The sequence below is a fragment of the Capnocytophaga bilenii genome (assembly GCF_017565765.1).
Taxonomy (GTDB): domain Bacteria; phylum Bacteroidota; class Bacteroidia; order Flavobacteriales; family Flavobacteriaceae; genus Capnocytophaga; species Capnocytophaga bilenii.
In genome coordinates, this window is sequence record NZ_JAGDYP010000011.1 from 46,324 (window position 1) to 62,467 (window position 16,144).

General features: G+C 38.2%; 17 protein-coding genes and 1 pseudogene. 6 read left to right on the forward strand and 12 right to left on the reverse strand.

The annotated features are described in order from the left end of the window. Positions 1 to 12 precede the first annotated feature (12 nt). Together J4N46_RS11645 and J4N46_RS11650 are read left to right on the forward strand one after the other, a co-directional pair. The gene (locus J4N46_RS11645; RefSeq protein WP_208059437.1) at positions 13 to 1,260 is read left to right on the forward strand and encodes an ABC transporter permease; all 1,248 of its coding nucleotides are present in this window, start codon (positions 13 to 15) and stop codon (positions 1,258 to 1,260) included. Between the two features lie 15 nt (positions 1,261 to 1,275). Beyond that, entirely contained in the window at positions 1,276 to 2,007 is a 732-nt protein-coding gene (locus J4N46_RS11650; protein WP_208059438.1) for a shikimate dehydrogenase family protein, read from the forward strand. Positions 2,008 to 2,060: 53 nt separating this feature from the next. Here the strand turns inward: J4N46_RS11650 and folD are convergent, their stop codons facing one another. Further along, a complete protein-coding gene (gene folD, locus J4N46_RS11655) occupies positions 2,061 to 2,939 on the reverse strand; it encodes a bifunctional methylenetetrahydrofolate dehydrogenase/methenyltetrahydrofolate cyclohydrolase FolD (RefSeq protein WP_009415859.1) in 879 nt (292 codons plus the stop codon). A gap of 23 nt (positions 2,940 to 2,962) precedes the next feature. Further along, on the reverse strand, positions 2,963 to 4,291 hold the full coding sequence (ffh, locus tag J4N46_RS11660) for a signal recognition particle protein (protein ID WP_009415858.1): 1,329 nt from the start codon (positions 4,289 to 4,291) through the stop codon (positions 2,963 to 2,965). Between the two features lie 287 nt (positions 4,292 to 4,578). On the opposite strand from ffh, the gene J4N46_RS11665 reads away from it, so the two are divergent. Beyond that, positions 4,579 to 5,214: a hypothetical protein gene (locus J4N46_RS11665; protein ID WP_208059439.1), complete on the forward strand. Its 636-nt coding sequence runs from the start codon at positions 4,579 to 4,581 to the stop codon at positions 5,212 to 5,214. A gap of 569 nt (positions 5,215 to 5,783) precedes the next feature. Here J4N46_RS11665 and J4N46_RS11670 read toward each other — a convergent pair. From J4N46_RS11670 to J4N46_RS12750, 9 genes and pseudogenes are all read right to left on the reverse strand, one after another. Next, complete coding sequence (locus tag J4N46_RS11670) at positions 5,784 to 8,117, reverse strand: ribonucleoside-diphosphate reductase subunit alpha (RefSeq protein WP_208059440.1); 2,334 nt, start codon at positions 8,115 to 8,117, stop codon at positions 5,784 to 5,786. 8 nt (positions 8,118 to 8,125) lie between these two features. After that, the gene (gene def, locus J4N46_RS11675) at positions 8,126 to 8,707 is read right to left on the reverse strand and encodes a peptide deformylase (protein ID WP_095900506.1); all 582 of its coding nucleotides are present in this window, start codon (positions 8,705 to 8,707) and stop codon (positions 8,126 to 8,128) included. 54 nt (positions 8,708 to 8,761) lie between these two features. After that, positions 8,762 to 9,736, reverse strand: coding sequence for a ribonucleoside-diphosphate reductase small subunit (locus tag J4N46_RS11680; protein ID WP_009388529.1), 975 nt, complete (start codon positions 9,734 to 9,736; stop codon positions 8,762 to 8,764). After that, the gene (locus tag J4N46_RS11685) at positions 9,733 to 10,332 is read right to left on the reverse strand and encodes a YceI family protein (protein ID WP_236013967.1); all 600 of its coding nucleotides are present in this window, start codon (positions 10,330 to 10,332) and stop codon (positions 9,733 to 9,735) included. Before J4N46_RS11685 ends, J4N46_RS11680 begins: the two co-directional genes overlap by 4 nt. After that, a complete protein-coding gene (locus J4N46_RS11690; protein WP_095900504.1) occupies positions 10,332 to 11,774 on the reverse strand; it encodes a leucyl aminopeptidase family protein in 1,443 nt (480 codons plus the stop codon). Before J4N46_RS11690 ends, J4N46_RS11685 begins: the two co-directional genes overlap by 1 nt. A gap of 5 nt (positions 11,775 to 11,779) precedes the next feature. After that, complete coding sequence (locus tag J4N46_RS11695; protein ID WP_236013968.1) at positions 11,780 to 12,373, reverse strand: peroxiredoxin; 594 nt, start codon at positions 12,371 to 12,373, stop codon at positions 11,780 to 11,782. A 4-nt stretch (positions 12,374 to 12,377) separates the two neighbouring features. Next, entirely contained in the window at positions 12,378 to 12,863 is a 486-nt protein-coding gene (locus J4N46_RS11700; protein WP_208059441.1) for a tetratricopeptide repeat protein, read from the reverse strand. Further along, positions 12,856 to 13,461 carry a superoxide dismutase gene (locus J4N46_RS11705; protein ID WP_106098554.1) on the reverse strand — a complete coding sequence of 202 codons (606 nt, stop codon included), beginning with the start codon at positions 13,459 to 13,461 and terminating at the stop codon, positions 12,856 to 12,858. Before J4N46_RS11705 ends, J4N46_RS11700 begins: the two co-directional genes overlap by 8 nt. Positions 13,462 to 13,692: 231 nt before the next feature. Beyond that, positions 13,693 to 13,944 (reverse strand): annotated as a pseudogene (locus tag J4N46_RS12750) (plasmid mobilization protein); the annotation flags it as partial. Between J4N46_RS12750 and J4N46_RS13025 the strand changes: the two are divergent. The 3 genes from J4N46_RS13025 (at position 13,928) to J4N46_RS13030 (ending at position 15,012) form a co-directional block, all read left to right on the forward strand. After that, complete coding sequence (locus J4N46_RS13025) at positions 13,928 to 14,143, forward strand: helix-turn-helix domain-containing protein (RefSeq protein WP_208059442.1); 216 nt, start codon at positions 13,928 to 13,930, stop codon at positions 14,141 to 14,143. The pseudogene J4N46_RS12750 and the gene J4N46_RS13025 sit on opposite strands and share 17 nt — an antisense overlap. Next, positions 14,137 to 14,343, forward strand: a complete 207-nt coding sequence (locus J4N46_RS11715; protein WP_009388521.1) for a hypothetical protein — start codon at positions 14,137 to 14,139, stop codon at positions 14,341 to 14,343. Before J4N46_RS13025 ends, J4N46_RS11715 begins: the two co-directional genes overlap by 7 nt. A gap of 465 nt (positions 14,344 to 14,808) precedes the next feature. Beyond that, entirely contained in the window at positions 14,809 to 15,012 is a 204-nt protein-coding gene (locus tag J4N46_RS13030) for an RteC domain-containing protein (protein ID WP_394369239.1), read from the forward strand. A gap of 664 nt (positions 15,013 to 15,676) precedes the next feature. Here J4N46_RS13030 and J4N46_RS11725 read toward each other — a convergent pair. Next, on the reverse strand, positions 15,677 to 16,144 hold a 468-nt coding region (locus tag J4N46_RS11725), incomplete at its 5' end, for a hypothetical protein (protein ID WP_208059443.1).

Here is a 16,144-nt window from a genome sequence, read left to right on the forward strand (position 1 = left end):
TGAGAACTAACTATGTTTATTTATTTACAATTATTAAAAGAGAGTTTTAATTTTGCTATTAAGTCGTTACGTGATAATAAGTTGCGTACCTTCCTTTCGCTCTTGGGCGTTACGGTGGGTATTTTCTCTATTATTTCGGTATTATCGGCAGTTGATTCTCTCAATAAAAGCATACAGGATAGTCTTGCGGGGCTTGACAAGAATATGATTACGCTTTCTAAATTCTCTTTTGCTCCTACTGATGTACCTCGCTGGCAGCGGCTTCGTTTTCCGCAAGTTACTTATCAGGAGTTTGAATTCTTAAAGCGGGAACTTCCTAATACTGAGGCTGTGGTTTATAGTATGTTTGGTGTAAATACTACTGCCAAATACAATGGAAAAACGCTCTCTAACCTGAATGTACAAGCTACGTCCTCGGGTGTGGAGCTTATCAATGACATTAAAATGGAAAAAGGGAGGATTTACAACGAGGCTGAAACTAATGCTGGTAGCCCTGTGGTTCTTTTAGGGCATTCTATTGCTGAACAGTTATTTGGTTATGAAGACCCGTTGGGTAAAGAGGTGCGTATGTTTGGCAGGAAACTTATGGTTATAGGGGTGCTTAAAAAATATGGAGAGATGGGAAATGGTGCTGACGATAATGCTTATGTGCCTGCTAACTTTGTACGTAATTTTATGAATACAGGTCCGCAGGGAATGCCTTGTGGTGTAACTATAAAACCTAAGAAGGGGGTGGATGCTGCTGAATTTGAAGGTGTTTTACGGCAGAAACTCCGTACTTATAGGGGATTGAAACCTAATGATATAGACAATTTTTTTCTGAATAAAATTTCTTCTTTTACTGATATGATTGACCAAACTATTGGTATGATGAATGTTGTAGGTTGGATTATTGGAGGTTTTTCTATATTGGTAGGCGGTTTTGGGATTGCTAATATTATGTTTGTAAGCGTAAAAGAACGGACTAATCTCATCGGGGTACAGAAGTCATTGGGTGCTAAAAATCAATTTATTTTGTTTCAATTTCTTTTTGAAGCGGTACTATTGGCTATTTTTGGTGGATTGCTTGGTTTAATTGCAGTTTGGGCTCTCACGATAGGTATTAGTGCTTCTTTTGATGAGTTTAAGTTTGTGTTATCTGTTAAAAATATAAGTATAGGTTTGGGTATTTCGCTTGTAGTGGGCTTACTTTCGGGTATTATTCCTGCCTCGAGTGCTGCGCGGTTAAATCCTGTGGAGGCTATCAGAACGGGACAATGATAATTAATTCTTAAAATGAAAACATATGCTTTAATAGGTCGTAATATTTCGTATTCTTTTTCACGCAATTATTTCAGCGAGAAGTTCGCACGTGAAGGTATTACTGATTCTCAGTATATCAATTTTGATATTCAGACACTTGATGAGCTCCCTGCGCTACTTAAGGCTACTCCTACTCTTAAAGGAATGAATGTTACGATTCCTTATAAACGTGATATTATTTCACTTCTTACTGCTATAGAGCCCACAGCTCACCAAATAGGGGCTGTGAATACTATTAAGCCTACTCCTATAGGGCTTATAGGTTACAATACCGATTATTACGGTTTTACCGAATCTCTAAAACCTTTATTACAACTTCATCACACACAGGCACTTATATTGGGGACAGGCGGTGCTTCGGGGGCAGTGGCTTATAGCTTGCAGCAGTTGGGCATTGGTTATACTTTTGTATCACGTAACCCCAAAGAAGGACAGCTGTCTTATCACCAGCTTACTCCTACTATTATAGAGGCGCATACACTTATTATTAACTGTACTCCTTTAGGTACATACCCTAATATCACTGATTGCCCTCCTCTGCCCTATCAATACCTTAGTGGGCAGCACTTGTTGTACGACCTTATTTATAATCCTGCACAGACTACTTTTTTGGCGTTGGGCGCACAGCAAGGGGCTACTACTTGTAACGGACTAAAAATGCTGGAATTACAAGCCGAAAAGGCTTGGGAAATATGGAATTCATAACACAAAAAAAAGAGGCTAAGCGCCTCTTTTTTCGTCTTTATTTTTTTCTTTTGCTATTTTCTATTCCACTGGTAAGCTAACAATGTATTCTTCAAAAGCATTGCTATAGTCATAGGGCCTACTCCACCAGGTACAGGCGTAATAAAACTTGCTTTATCCTTTACCTCATTGAAAGCTACATCGCCTACGATGCGGTATCCTTTGGCGGTGCTGTCGTCCTTCAGGCGTGTGATTCCTACATCTATAATCGTAACGCCTTCTTTTACCATATCGCCTTTTAGAAACTCTGGGATACCTAATGCCATCACGATAATATCTGCCTGACGAGTGAAGTCTGCAAGGTTAGGAGTATGGCTGTGAGTGAGCGTAACTGTTGCGTTGCCTTGCGCTCCTTTTTGGCTGAGCAAGATGCTGATAGGTCTGCCCACGATATGCGAGCGTCCCACAACTACTACGTGTTTACCTTTGGTAGGCACTTCATAACGTTTTAGGAGTTCCATAATACCAAAAGGAGTAGCGGGAATAAAAGCTTCCATATCTAAAGCTATTCTTCCAAAATTGGATGGGTGAAAGCCATCTACATCTTTTTTAGGGTCTACTGCCAAGAGTATCTTCTGCTCATCAATATGTTTAGGGAGTGGCAATTGCACTATATAGCCATCAATATCAGGATTGGCGTTGAGCTTATCAATCTCTTTCAAAAGAACCTCCTCAGTAATATCGGCAGGAAGTTTCACAAGGGTAGAAGCAAATCCTACCTGCTCACAAGCCTTTACTTTGCTCCCTACATAAGTAAGACTTGCCCCATCATCGCCTACTAATACAGCTGCCAAATGAGGCGCCTTTTTACCTGCTGCTTTCAGTTGTTTTACCTCTTCAGCAATTTCTTGTTTCAGGGTTTCTGAAGTTTTTTTTCCGTCTAAAATAGTCATTTTTTTTAGTTGTTATTGTTATTTTATCTTATATTTTGCATCATTTGCATCATCTTTCTACCGCCACCGCCTTGCATCATCTTCATCATTTTGCTCATTTGTTCAAACTGCTTCATTAGCTGGTTTACTTCCTGAAGCTCACGTCCGCTACCTTTAGCAATACGTTTTTTGCGACTCATATCAATAATAGCAGGATTGCTGCGCTCTTTAGGTGTCATTGAGTGGATAATAGCCTCAATATGCTTAAAAGCATCATCTTTTATATCGAGGTCTTTTACAGCTTTACCCACACCAGGGAGCATACCCAGCAAGTCTTTCATACTACCCATACGCTTAATTTGCTGTATTTGTTCGAGAAAATCATCAAAACCAAATTGATTTTTAGCGATTTTCTTCTGAAGTTTGCGAGCTTGTTCTTCGTCAAACTGCTCTTGAGCGCGTTCTACGAGCGAAACGACATCACCCATACCAAGAATACGGTCTGCCATACGATCGGGATAGAACACGTCTATAGCTTCCATCTTTTCTCCTGTCCCCACAAACTTAATAGGCTTATTCACTACCGACTTGATAGTAATAGCGGCACCACCGCGGGTATCGCCATCGAGTTTGGTAAGAATAACTCCATCAAAATTAAGCACATCATTAAAAGCCTTAGCTGTATTCACTGCATCTTGCCCGGTCATTGCATCTACCACGAAGAGCGTTTCGTGTGGTTTGATAGCTTGGTGAATGTTAGAAATTTCATTCATCATTTGCTCATCAACTGCCAAACGACCTGCTGTATCTACAATTACCACATTTAGGTGATTATCCTTAGCGTATTGCACTCCTTTAAGTGCTATATCTACAGGGTTATTATTGCCTTTATCAGAAAAAACAGGCACTCCCACTTGGTCGCCCACTATATGCAGCTGATCAATCGCCGCAGGACGATACACATCACAAGCCACCAAAAGGGGCTTTTTATTTTTCTTGTTTTTAAGATAATTAGCCAACTTGCCCGAGAAGGTGGTTTTACCCGAACCCTGCAAGCCCGACATCAAAATAACGGTAGGATTCCCCGAGAGGTTTACTCCTGCTGCATCACCTCCCATTAGCTGAGTAAGCTCATCTTTTACGATTTTTACCATCAGCTGCCCTGGTTGCAATGTGGTAAGTACCTGCTGTCCAATGGCTTTTTCCTTAACTGTATTGGTAAAATCCTTAGCTATTTTATAATTCACGTCCGCATCTAAAAGGGCACGTCTCACCTCTTTTAAAGTCTCTGCTACGTTGATTTCGGTAATTTTACCGTGCCCCTTAAGATTATGTAGGGCTTTTTCTAATTTATCACTTAAATTATCAAACATTTTTATCTCATTTAAAAGCGGTGCAAAGATAGTAAATTATTAACAATTAATCATTAATAACAATAAAAAAACTACAACAGGGGGTATTTTACTTCATTTTTTAAGGAGATAGCTCATCTAAAAAGTCTTTTATAAGTGAGTTTTTCTCCCTGAGTAGTATTAGCTTTACTTTGTATGAGCCGTGTTGCGTATAGAGCACTTCAGAACAGTATCTGAAATTTATTTTGGAATTTATCAATAAAATTCATATTTTTGCGCAATCAATTAGTAACTAAACATATAATATTATGATGAAGAGAATTTTATTACTCGTTATTGCAGCCATATCGTTTGCTGCTTGTTCAAAATCAGACAAAGAAACTCCTAACAGCGAAAAAGGAGGTAATGACAAATTTTTAGGCACTTGGGTAGGAACTATAAAGGTTATTGCTGAAAAGCCTGAAAAACAGGCTAAAGTAGATGAAATTTTCAAACAAATGTATGGTATAATCTTAGGAAGTCCTGAGACTAATTACGAAGTCTACTCAGTTAAAGTTGTTTTTAGCAACATAGAGGGTGAGAAAAAACTAAAAATAACAGATAAGAATGGAGTATATACTTTCCAAGATATAACATACGCTGTAAATGGAAATAAAATAACTAATGAAGATAAAAAGCAAGACTTAGCTACTTATTATTTTGAAAACAACAATAATTTATTAGCTGAAAATACTGATTTCTTCTTTCTCTTAGTAGATAGTGATGCTATTGGAAATAATAGTGAATATAAAAGAGAACTTGAAAAGTTAAACAAAGAATATCCTAATTTACCTTCTCTTAGTTTAGAAAAACAAGCTGAATACGCTGAAAAAAATATAATACTACAGCTAAAATATGATGTATCTTTAAGGTATAAGTACAAATATAACCTTACTCGTCAATAATAAAATAACTATCATATATAAAAGCACCCCTGATAAGCACAAGCCTATTAGGGGTGTTTTATTAGCGTTTAAAACAGCTTTTCTTGCTCTATCGTATTCGTTTTTCAATTTCTTACTAAATTCAGACATAAAAAAGAGTGATTTATGCGCATATAAACCACTCTTTTTTAGCTATCTAAATTTTGTAGCGGGAACTGGACTCGAACCAGTGACCTTCGGGTTATGAGTTCCCTTTTGTAGATAAAAGCCGTTTTATATAATAGCTTTTATCTAACTTCTAACGCCATAAAACCTAATAAAAATACTCGGTTATATACTCTATCTATTGTTGATTTTAAGTATCAAGATAACATTTTTTAGAAATTAAATTGAAATACTTTTAAATCTAAAATACAAATACATTTCTATTTGAATTGCAAATATAGAAATAAAAAATGGAACTAAGATATAAATTATTTTTTCTTTTCTTTTTTCCTGTAAGAAAACGTTTTTTCATTATTCAAAATCACTAAGCCAATAGTATATCTTTTATCAATTTTACCATAAAAACGAATAGTTTCAATAGAAAGTTAACTTCCACACGCCAAACATTCCTCAGGGTTGTCTAGCGAGCAGGCTACTTGTGATTGTCCTAAAAGCAGCTGCGTATCTACGGTAAATTTGATGGCATCTACGGCGGCTTTGGTGCGGAGGTAGTACATACCCGTTTTGAGTCCGCTTTTCCACGCGTGGAAGTGCATCGAGGTGAGCTTTGCCAAATTCGGCTCTGCCATAAAGAGGTTGAGCGACTGCGACTGACAGATAAACGCTCCTCGCTCTGCCGCCATATCAATGATGGTTTTTTGCTTGATTTCCCAAACGGTTTTGTACAATTCTTTCAGCTCCGTAGGGATTTTAGGAATGTTTTGCACCGAACCATTTTCGGCGATGAGTTTGTTTTTCATCGTAGGGTTCCAAAGTCCCAACTCGATGAGGTCTTTGAGTAAGAATTTATTCACCACCACAAATTCGCCCGAAAGCACACGGCGGTTATAAATATTGCTGGTGTAGGGTTCAAAGCACTCATTGTTGCCCAAAATCTGCGAAGTAGAGGCGGTAGGCATCGGTGCTAAAAGAAGCGAATTGCGTACGCCGTGGGTCATCACCTCTTGGCGAAGTTTTTCCCAATCCCAACGGTCAGAAGGGACAACTTGCCACAAATCAAACTGAAATTTCCCTTCCGAAAGCGGCGACCCTGCAAACGAGCTGTATGCCCCTTGCTCCTTTGCCAAGTCCATCGAGGCTTCCATCGAGGCAAAATAAATCGTCTCGAAAATATCCTTGTTCAGCCTCCGAGCTTCTGGGCTTTCAAAGGGCAAACGGAGGAGTAAAAACACATCTGCCAAGCCCTGCACGCCTAAGCCTATCGGACGATGGCGGTCGTTGGAAGTTTTGGTCTCAGGAATGGGATAATAATTTCCATCGATGATTTTATTGAGATTTCGCGTAACGATTTTGGTTACTTCGTAGAGTTTTTGAAAATCAAATCCCCCACTGGAAACATAGCGAGGCAATGCCAAGGAAGCCAAATTGCACACCGCCACCTCATCGGCGTTGGTGTATTCCATTATTTCGGTGCAGAGGTTGGAACTGCGTATCGTACCAATGTTCTTTTGGTTTGATTTTTCATTCACGGCATCTTTGTAGCACATATAAGGTGTACCGGTTTCGATTTGAGCTTCGAGAATGGCTGTCCAGAGTTCGCGTGCCTTGATTTGCTTGCGAAATTTTCCTTCGTTTTCGTAAGTGGTATAAAGTTCGTTGAATTTTTCGCCATACACCTCGTACAGCCCTTGTGCTTCGTTGGGGTCAAAGAGCGACCACATTTGGTCGGCTTCTACGCGTTGCATAAAGAGGTCAGGAATCCAAAGGGCAGGAAATAAATCCCTTGCGCGCATCTCCTCCTTACCGTGATTTTTACGAATATCAATAAAATCAAAAATATCCAAGTGCCACGGTTCGATATAGACGGCAATAGCACCTTTGCGTTTGCCGCCGCCTTGATCTACATAACGAGCCGTATCATTGAACACGCGAAGCATCGGAATAATGCCGTTGGAAATTCCGCCTGTACCTTTGATATAGCTCCCCGTGGAACGAATGTTATGAATGCTCACACCAATACCACCCGCTGATTGCGAAATCAAAGCACAGCGTTTGAGGGTGTCAAAAATCCCAGCGATGCTGTCTTCGGTCATACTCAGCAAAAAGCAAGACGACATTTGCGGTTTGGGCGTACCGGCGTTGAAAAGCGTTGGTGTAGCGTGGATAAACCATTTTTCGCTCATCAAGTTGTAAGTTTCAATCGCCGCCTGAATATCCTCTTTGTGAATGCCCAACGCCACACGCATAAAGAGATGCTGTGGGCGTTCGGTTACCTTTCCATTGGTACGAATGAGGTAGGAACGCTCTAAGGTTTTAAATCCGAAGTAATCAAAATTATAATCGCGGTCGTAGATGACACTGCTGTCGAGTTCATCGGCGTTTTTACGAATGATTTTATAAATTTCTTCGGAGATGAGAGGTGCGTGGGTTTGGGTTATGGGGTCGGTGTATTCGTAGAGCAATTGAGCGGTTTTTGAAAACGATTTGAGAGTGTTTTTGTGCAAATTGCTCACGGCGATGCGTGCCGCCAAGACCGAAAAATCAGGGTGAATGGTAGTTTGTGCAGCGGCGGTTTCTGCCGCAAGGTTGTCCAGTTCGGTAGTGGTAATATTGTCGTAAATCCCTTGAATGACTTTTTTAGCAATTTCAATTACATCTTTTTCCGAAATTGATAAGCCGTAGATGAGTTTATGAATACGAGCCGTAATTTTATCAAAATGAACGGCTTCTTTTTTTCCGTTTCTCTTTATTACAAACATTTCTTTTTTTATTTGAATTTCATAGCATAAGCAGGAACTAGATTTCCTTTCAATAGTTTTTGGAGTTTGGATTGCATCAGTTTTTTCGCCAAGGGTTTCACGCGGTCAATGTAGAGAATGCCTTCCAAGTGGTCGTATTCGTGGAGAATCACGCGTGCAGTCATTCCGCTAAAAGTTTCGGTGATGGTTTCAAATTGTTCGTTTTGATAGCTCAATTCCACCGACCACGAACGGGCTACTTTTCCTGATAAAAAGGGCAAACTCAAACAGCCTTCTGCTTCTTCCCATTGTTCTTCGGAAAGATTTTTTATTTGCGGATTGATAAACACTCGCCGAATACCCGTGTCGCCTTTTTCGAAATAGGCTATTTTATCCCTTTCGTCCATCGCCTCGTAAAGCAATTGAGAATCGGCAACGAACAACCGCAACGATTTTCCGACCTGCGGTGCTGCCAACCCACAGCCATTGGCCTTTTCCATCGTTTCCCACATATTGGCGATGAGTTCGTGCAAATTGGGAAAATCAGAGGCTACGGCTTGTGCCTTGACTTTGAGTACATTATTTCCGTAAGCAAATATGGGAAGTTTCATTTTTTTAATGGTTTTATTTGGCTAATAGCTAATGGCCGATAGCCAATAGTTATTTTAAAAATCTTCATCGAGTGAAAAGGTGTTTTGTTCGCTGTTGGTTTGTGCTACGCCTGTTTTTTGGTATTCGCCTACACGCCGTTCGAAGAAATTGGTTTTTCCTTGCAGAGAAATAAGTTCCATAAAATCAAACGGATTGGTAGCGTTCCACACTTTATTGCACCCCAAGGCAACGAGCAATCTATCGGCTACAAATTCGATGTATTGGCACATCAGTTCGGCATTCATTCCGATGAGTTTCACAGGGAGTGCATCGGTAACAAATTCCTTTTCGATAGCAACGGCATCTACGATGATTTCTCGTATGGTTTCTTCCGAAAGTTTGTTTTGTAGATGATTGACATAGAGCAAACAAGCAAAATCGCAGTGCAAGCCTTCGTCCCGACTGATGAGTTCGTTAGAAAAGGTGAGCCCTGGCATCAAGCCGCGTTTTTTGAGCCAAAAAATAGAGCAAAAACTTCCTGAAAAGAAGATGCCCTCCACCGCAGCAAAGGCGATGAGTCGCTCGGCAAAACTTCCTTTGGTAATCCATCGCAACGCCCATTTTGCTTTTTTGGTAACACACGGAATGGTTTCGATGGCACGAAGCAAATAATCCTTCTCGGCAGGGTCTTTCACATAAGTATCGATGAGGAGCGAGTACATCTCGGAATGGATATTTTCAATCATAATTTGAAATCCGTAGAAACATCGTGCCTCAGGATATTGCACCTCTTGGAGGAAGTTGATGGCAAGATTTTCATTCACGATGCCATCACTGGCAGCAAAAAAAGCCAACACTCGCGAGATGAAAAATCGTTCGTTGTCGTTGAGTTTGTTTTGCCAATCGTGGAGATCGGGCGACAAATCTACTTCTTCTGCCGTCCAAAAACTGGCTTCGGCGTTTTTGTAGAATTGCCAAATATCATTGTGCTGTATAGGAAAAATGACAAAGCGGTCTTTGTTGTCTTGTAAGAGGGGTTCGGTAATCATTTTTTAGTTTCTTTTAATTTTACAGACGCGTGAATATCAACATTTTCCCATACTTTACTTATACCATCAACACCTTTATGCAAATCAAAACAAACTGAGTTAAGTACTTCTAAGGCTTTCAAAGCTTTAAAATCTTTCAAATCGATAGAAGATTTGACACTCAATAAATTATCTTTGAATTGAATTTCTGCTGGAATATTATTCACACTAACTCCATTCATTCTTAGCTTAATAGTCCATTGATGGTTTTCAAAAATGAATTTTCCTGATATTTTTCCTGCTTCGTTCATCAATCCGAAAAAGGAATTTTTAATTTTTTCATCTCTGGAAGGATCTCCTGTTGATAACTCCAAAGCACGAATAGAAAACTCAGCATTGTTTAAAAAATCTTCAATGGATTTTCCTTCTGAAAGGTTGATTAAGTCCACCGATTCAAAAGTTCCTTTTACAGGTAATTTCTCGGTAGTTTTATATGCCGTCCATTCTACTTTTGCTGAATTTTCAACGGGTTCAAAAGATGATTTTTCATTTTTACAAGAATACAACAATGTACCTCCTATACCTAATAGTACGATGAATAATTTTTTGATTTTCATTAGCATTTACTTTTTACAAATTCATAAATCAGTCTTACAGGCACTGCTGTTGCTCCGCTTTGTTTATAGCCTTTTTTGTCTTTGAGGAAAGCAGCTCCTGCGATATCGAGATGTACCCAAGGGTAATCGGTAAAATGCTCCAAAAATTTGGCTGCTGTACTCACTCCGCCGATGGGTCCGCCAATGTTTTTAAGGTCGGCAATATCAGATTTTATGAGTTCGCCGTATTCTTTCCAAAGAGGGAGCTGCACAATGCGTTCATAGACTTCCTCGCCAATGGATTTTAGAGCATCGATACTTTCTTGGTGGTTGGAAAGTCCTGCAATTCCGAAACTCCCTGTAATCGCCGCCGAAGCTCCCGTGAGCGTAGCCATATCAATCACTAATTCAGGGTTGAATTTTTTCGCATAGCAAAGTGCATCTGCCAAAACAAGTCGTCCTTCGGCATCGGTATTTTGCACTTCTACCGTAGTGCCGTCCATTATGGTAATCACATCATCTACCACTAAGGCATTGGAATTGATTTTGTTATCCGTGGCGGGTACAATACCAATCACATAGTAAGGCAATTGATTCCCCGCAATTACCGAAATGATACCCAACACAGCGGCACCACCTGCCATATCGCATTTCATTGTACTCATTACGCCACCCACTTTGAGTGAGTAACCGCCCGTATCGAACATTACACCTTTGCCTACCAAAACCAAAGGTTGAGAATTGACCGCATTTTTCGGTTTGTAGTGCATAATATTAAAAGTGGGTGGTGTTTCCGAGCCTTTATTCACGCCGAGCAAACCTCCCATTTTTAGGGTTTCGATTTGTTTTTTATGAAGAATTTCCGTTCCAAAACCGAATTTTTCACCTGCTTCCTGCACCCATTCTGAAAACTTGAGAGCATCCATATAATTAACAGGTTCATTTACTGCGTTTTTGGTGAGGGAAATGGCTTCAAGAACTGTGTTAAGTTCATTGTATTGCTTTTCAGAAAGAGCGGTTTCCGAAACAAATAGCGTGATTTTACCCGTCTTTTTTTTGGATAGATATTTATCAAAATGATAACTGCTAAGCAACACACCTTCCAAGAGGGCGTATTTTTCTTTTTCGGAGAAAAGTTCCAGATTTTCAAGAACCGCCTCCACCGAAGATGAAACAGAAGACGGTTGTAGTTGTTGCACAATGGTTGCCCCTACTTGTCTTAAATCCTCTAATTCGTATTTGGAAACGGCTACCAGCAAACTTTTTTCTTCTTGCCAAAGATGCCAATGTTTATTCTCCTTATCCTCAAACGACTGATGAATTTCTTCTTTCAAATTTTCCTGAATATCAATATTTTGCAAATCTTTTTGGCTACGAATAAAACGAATTATTGTGCCTTTCTCAAACGATAATTTGTCGGCGGTATAGCGTTTTAGCTCTGTATAAAGGTAAGTATCGATCATTTTATTTATTTTTTTAATTGTTGAGAAAGTGTTTGTTCTCCCGCCTTCCACCCACAAGCGGTTAATTCTTCTGTTTGGAGAGCATCTAATACGCGAAGTACTTCATCTACATTTCTTCCCACATTCATAGGATAAACGCTCACCCATTGTATAATTCCTTGTGGGTCAATGATAAAAGTAGCTCGATAAGCAACTTTTTCTTCGCAATTTAAAATTCCCATTTCTTCGGCTAAAGATTTGGAAGTATCGGCAAGCATTGGAATAGAAAGTTCTGCTAATTGTGGATGATTTTCTCTCCACCCTAAATGTACATATTCGGTGTCGGTAGAAGCACCAATCAACACAGCGTTTCTTTCCAGAAATTTTTTATTATTTTTATTAAATTCTATAATTTCTGTTGGACAGACGAAAGTAAAATCTTTAGGCCACCAAAAAAGCACCATCCACTTTCCTTGTTCGGCTGCGTAGTTGTGTGTGATTTCAGAGATTTCTATGCCTTTCTTTGTAGAAATAACGGCTTTTTTAACAAATTCTGGTAATTTATCTCCAATGCTTAGTATTCCTTTTTGGATGAGTTGTAATTGCTCTTTCTGAACCAATTTTTTAATTGAATTGCACATAATCGAATGTTTTTATATTTTCTAAATTGTTTGTTATCAATCGTTTTTTCAAGTAAGTTAAAAAAATAGTTTTACTTATTGTATCTAAATTATTTTTTTGAATAAAGTTTATGTAACTAATGACAGATTTTTTCAATTCTCCCTGAATTTCTTCTTTTTTATAATTCTTTTCATAGAGATATAAAAGAAAATATATCACTTTTTGCAACATTTCCTCTGCATTTTTCAAATCTTTTATTTCCTGATAGCAATTTGCCAAGTTGTTACACGAAACAACGTACAATTGTACAAAAGGAACTTTCAGTCGGACGCAATCGAGAAAATTACCATTAAGCACTTCAGCTCTGTACAAGGCATTTAGATAGCCACTCAAAGCAACTTCATAATTTCCTTCGTTAAAAGATTCATTGGCTTCTTCGGTTAAAATCTTCCAATAATTTTCGATATGTTTTACACAAGTATCACTCATTATATTTCAAGTTTTGGTTAGCAAAATTCCAGTTTACAAGTTCCCAAAAACCTTCCACGAATTTGGGTCTTGCATTTCGATAATCGATATAGTAGGCGTGCTCCCACACATCGAGGGTAAGGATAGGAGTTTTATTTTCAGTCAGTGGAGTGAAAGCATCTTTCATTGGGAGAATTTCTAATTTTCCTTCCTGATTTTGAGCCAGCCACGCCCAACCAGCACCGAATAATTTTACGGCAGTGGCAGAGAATTGTTCTTTAAAATTTTTAAAACTTCCGAAATCGCGGTTGATGAGTTCAGCGATTTTTCCAGTAGGATTTTTTCCGCCATCGGGCGAGAGACAATTCCAAAAAAAGGAATGATTCCAATGTTGAGCTGCATTGTTGAAAATGGCTACTTGGTTTTCGTTGTAGCTTTTTCGGATGATGTCCACGATGTCTTTTTCCGCCCATTCGGTATCTTTTACCAATCCCGCAAGGTTGTTTACATAGGCAGCGTGATGCTTTTCGTAGTGATAATCAAAAGTTTCCTCTGTAATAATCGGATTTAGAGCATTTTTGTCATACGGAAGCTCTGGGAGTGTGTGATTAATATTCATTATTTTTCAGGTTTAAATAGTTAGCTTAATTGATTTTCAATTGTTTAATATTATTGTTTTTAATATTTTTAGATTTGCAAAAGTAATAATTTAGATTTATCTAAAAAAATAAATTGATGATTTTTTTATTTATTTTTTCAATATAGTTTTTTAATAATTTGTAAATCAAATATATAAAATAAAGTTTGATGTTTTACACGTTATTTATTTTTTGTTTTTTTCGGTGAGATGCTATTCTAATCTTTGCGAAAGAGTCATAATTTCTTTACAGATAGCCACTATTTGAGCGGTTTGTTTTTCAAGTTTAAACAGATAGGTGGAGGCTTTCTTTTCGGAAAAATTGCGATACAAAATCTTTACAATCAGATTGTAATTCACTCCCACTACCCGAAATTACCCATAGAGTTCGGTGAGTTTGATATAAAAATCCTTTACCAATTTACCGATTTTTACACTTTTGATTTCTTTGGAAAATAATACCGAAATAAAAATATATCTTAAATGCAATAAATCCCCAAAATTTATTGCTGGGCAATTGGGTGTGTCAGAAAGTACCATTAGCAGAGAGCTGAAAAGAGGGGTATATCCCCCTCAAAACGCTCAGGAACACGCAAATATTCGCAAGGAAAGATTTGCTGTAAAATTGTGGGCTATTGTAAAAAACAAAATATCAATATGGTAAGTACTGAAAAGATTTATCAATATATCCGAGAAAATAAGGGAAAAGGAGGTGATTTATATCAATATTTAAGACATAAGTTAAAACATCGAAAACAGCTCCCTTTCCTTCGGAGAGGGCTGAGGAGAGGACGAAAACCAATTAGTTTACGCCCTGAAATCGTTTTGACTAATGAAGAATTTGGATATTTTGAAGTAGATTAATTGTGGGGGCAGAACACAAAAGAGCAATTTTGACGATTGTAGAAAGAAAAATATTTTTTTAATAATGAGTAAGTTAAGTAGTAAAAATGCAAAAAAATAACCAAAGCGATGATAGAGGCTTTGCTTCCGTATAAAGATTTTGTAAAAACCATTACGAGTGATAATGGATTGGAGTTTTGTGAACATTGTGCTTAAGGGTTGAATGTACCACATAAAAAATAAATCATCTGATAACCAAATTGTAAAATTATTTTTATCGCTGTAATTGGATTCTGTTCAGTGATATAAGGTAATAAATATAAGTTTCTGATTTTCAATAAAATAATTTATTTAAAAAATAAAAAAGCAACTGATAATTAACCAAGCATAATTATGTGTTGAAATACACTGCATTTAAATTCGTATTCCTCTTCCTCGCTCTGCTTTTATCTCCTTGTTTTTCTTGTTTCCGATTTAGAAGGAAACCTGCAAGAAGTCGTTACAGATTTAGAATGGACTGCTACCAAAAATGATTTGATTGAACTTGTTTATGCCTTACAACAAATTAAAGCCATTTCTTATGGGAAGGTGAGTATCAACAAAATCATTACTATCTTTGACAAAATATTCAATATTGATTTAAAAGATTCAATTTTTCTCTATCTTATCACTAGCTATCTAGCTTTATAAAGTTTGATTTACTTGAAATACTGCGGTATTTCTACTTCTTGGTAATCAAGCTATATAGTATACTGCTTTTTAGCTACCCATTGTTTTTGAGTTCCACAAAGAGCTCAAAAACTAAATCTAAATTTCCTATAGAAAGAAAAAACGAGTTCCGAAGTTTTTTCCCCTTTTTAGTCTTCTTTCACAAAAATGCAGCCATAGGCAAGTTTTTGAAAAAGAGGACTAAAAAGCAAGATGCGCCTTTGTATACCGTTTTGCTAAAAACTGTGTATATACAAAGGCACATCTTGCCCCTAAAAACAATATAACTTAAGACTTTCACAAAAAATCTGATTTACAAATAGTTACTAAAAATAAGGTAAATCATACTCTCAGATTGGGTAAAAATGCAGAAAGAAAAAATGTGTGTGCTTATTTTTATTTATATATATTATAATAATATATAATTAGGAAGAAAAGAGCTTAAAAATTAGATTTTATCTTTAATTAATTGATTATCAGATAATTATTAAAAAATAGGGTAGGTGTATTTTCCGCACCCCCCTTGTGTAGGGTAGGTGTATTTTCCCTACCCCTCTTGCTTAGGGTAGGTGTATTTTCCCTACCCCCCTTGCTTAGGGTAGGTGTATTTTCCCTACCCCCCTTGCTTAGGGTAGGTGTATTTTCCCTACCCCCCCTTGCTTAGGGTAGGTGTATTTTCCCTACCCCCCTTGCTTAGGGTAGGTGTATTTTCCCTACCCCCCTTGCTTAGGGTAGGTGTATTTTCCCTACCCCCCTTGCTTAGGGTAGGTGTATTTTCCCTACCCCCCTTGCTTAGGGTAGGTGTATTTTCCCTACCCCCCTTGCTTAGGGTAGGTGTATTTTCCCTACCCCCCTTGCTTAGGGTAGGTGTATTTTCCGCACCCTCCTTGCATAGGGTAGGTGTATTTTCCGCACCCTCCTTGCATAGGGTAGGTGTATTTTCCCTACCCCCCTTGTGTAGGGTAGGTGTATTTTCCGCACCCTCCTTGCATAGGGTAGGTGTATTTTCCCTACCCCCCTTGCATAGGGTAGGTGTATTTTCCCTACCCCCCTTGTGTAGGGTAGGTGTATTTTCCGCCCCCCCCCTTGCATAGGGTAGGTGTATTTTCCCTAC

Excerpts from the sequence above, each read along its gene's own strand:
- def (WP_095900506.1), bottom strand. The coding sequence starts at position 8,707 with ATGAAACTTCCCATATTTGCTTACGGAAATAATGTACTCAAAGTCAAG.
- J4N46_RS11650 (WP_208059438.1), top strand. The coding sequence starts at position 1,276 with ATGAAAACATATGCTTTAATAGGTCGTAATATTTCGTATTCTTTTTCA.
- J4N46_RS11645 (WP_208059437.1), top strand. The coding sequence starts at position 13 with ATGTTTATTTATTTACAATTATTAAAAGAGAGTTTTAATTTTGCTATT.
- folD (WP_009415859.1), bottom strand. The coding sequence starts at position 2,939 with ATGACTATTTTAGACGGAAAAAAAACTTCAGAAACCCTGAAACAAGAA.
- J4N46_RS11680 (WP_009388529.1), bottom strand. The coding sequence starts at position 9,736 with ATGATTACCGAACCCCTCTTACAAGACAACAAAGACCGCTTTGTCATT.
- J4N46_RS11665 (WP_208059439.1), top strand. The coding sequence starts at position 4,579 with ATGATGAAGAGAATTTTATTACTCGTTATTGCAGCCATATCGTTTGCT.
- ffh (WP_009415858.1), bottom strand. The coding sequence starts at position 4,291 with ATGTTTGATAATTTAAGTGATAAATTAGAAAAAGCCCTACATAATCTT.
- J4N46_RS11700 (WP_208059441.1), bottom strand. The coding sequence starts at position 12,863 with ATGAGTGATACTTGTGTAAAACATATCGAAAATTATTGGAAGATTTTA.
- J4N46_RS11685 (WP_236013967.1), bottom strand. The coding sequence starts at position 10,332 with ATGAAAATCAAAAAATTATTCATCGTACTATTAGGTATAGGAGGTACA.
- J4N46_RS11670 (WP_208059440.1), bottom strand. The coding sequence starts at position 8,117 with ATGTTTGTAATAAAGAGAAACGGAAAAAAAGAAGCCGTTCATTTTGAT.
- J4N46_RS11705 (WP_106098554.1), bottom strand. The coding sequence starts at position 13,461 with ATGAATATTAATCACACACTCCCAGAGCTTCCGTATGACAAAAATGCT.
- J4N46_RS11690 (WP_095900504.1), bottom strand. The coding sequence starts at position 11,774 with ATGATCGATACTTACCTTTATACAGAGCTAAAACGCTATACCGCCGAC.
- J4N46_RS11715 (WP_009388521.1), top strand. The coding sequence starts at position 14,137 with ATGGTAAGTACTGAAAAGATTTATCAATATATCCGAGAAAATAAGGGA.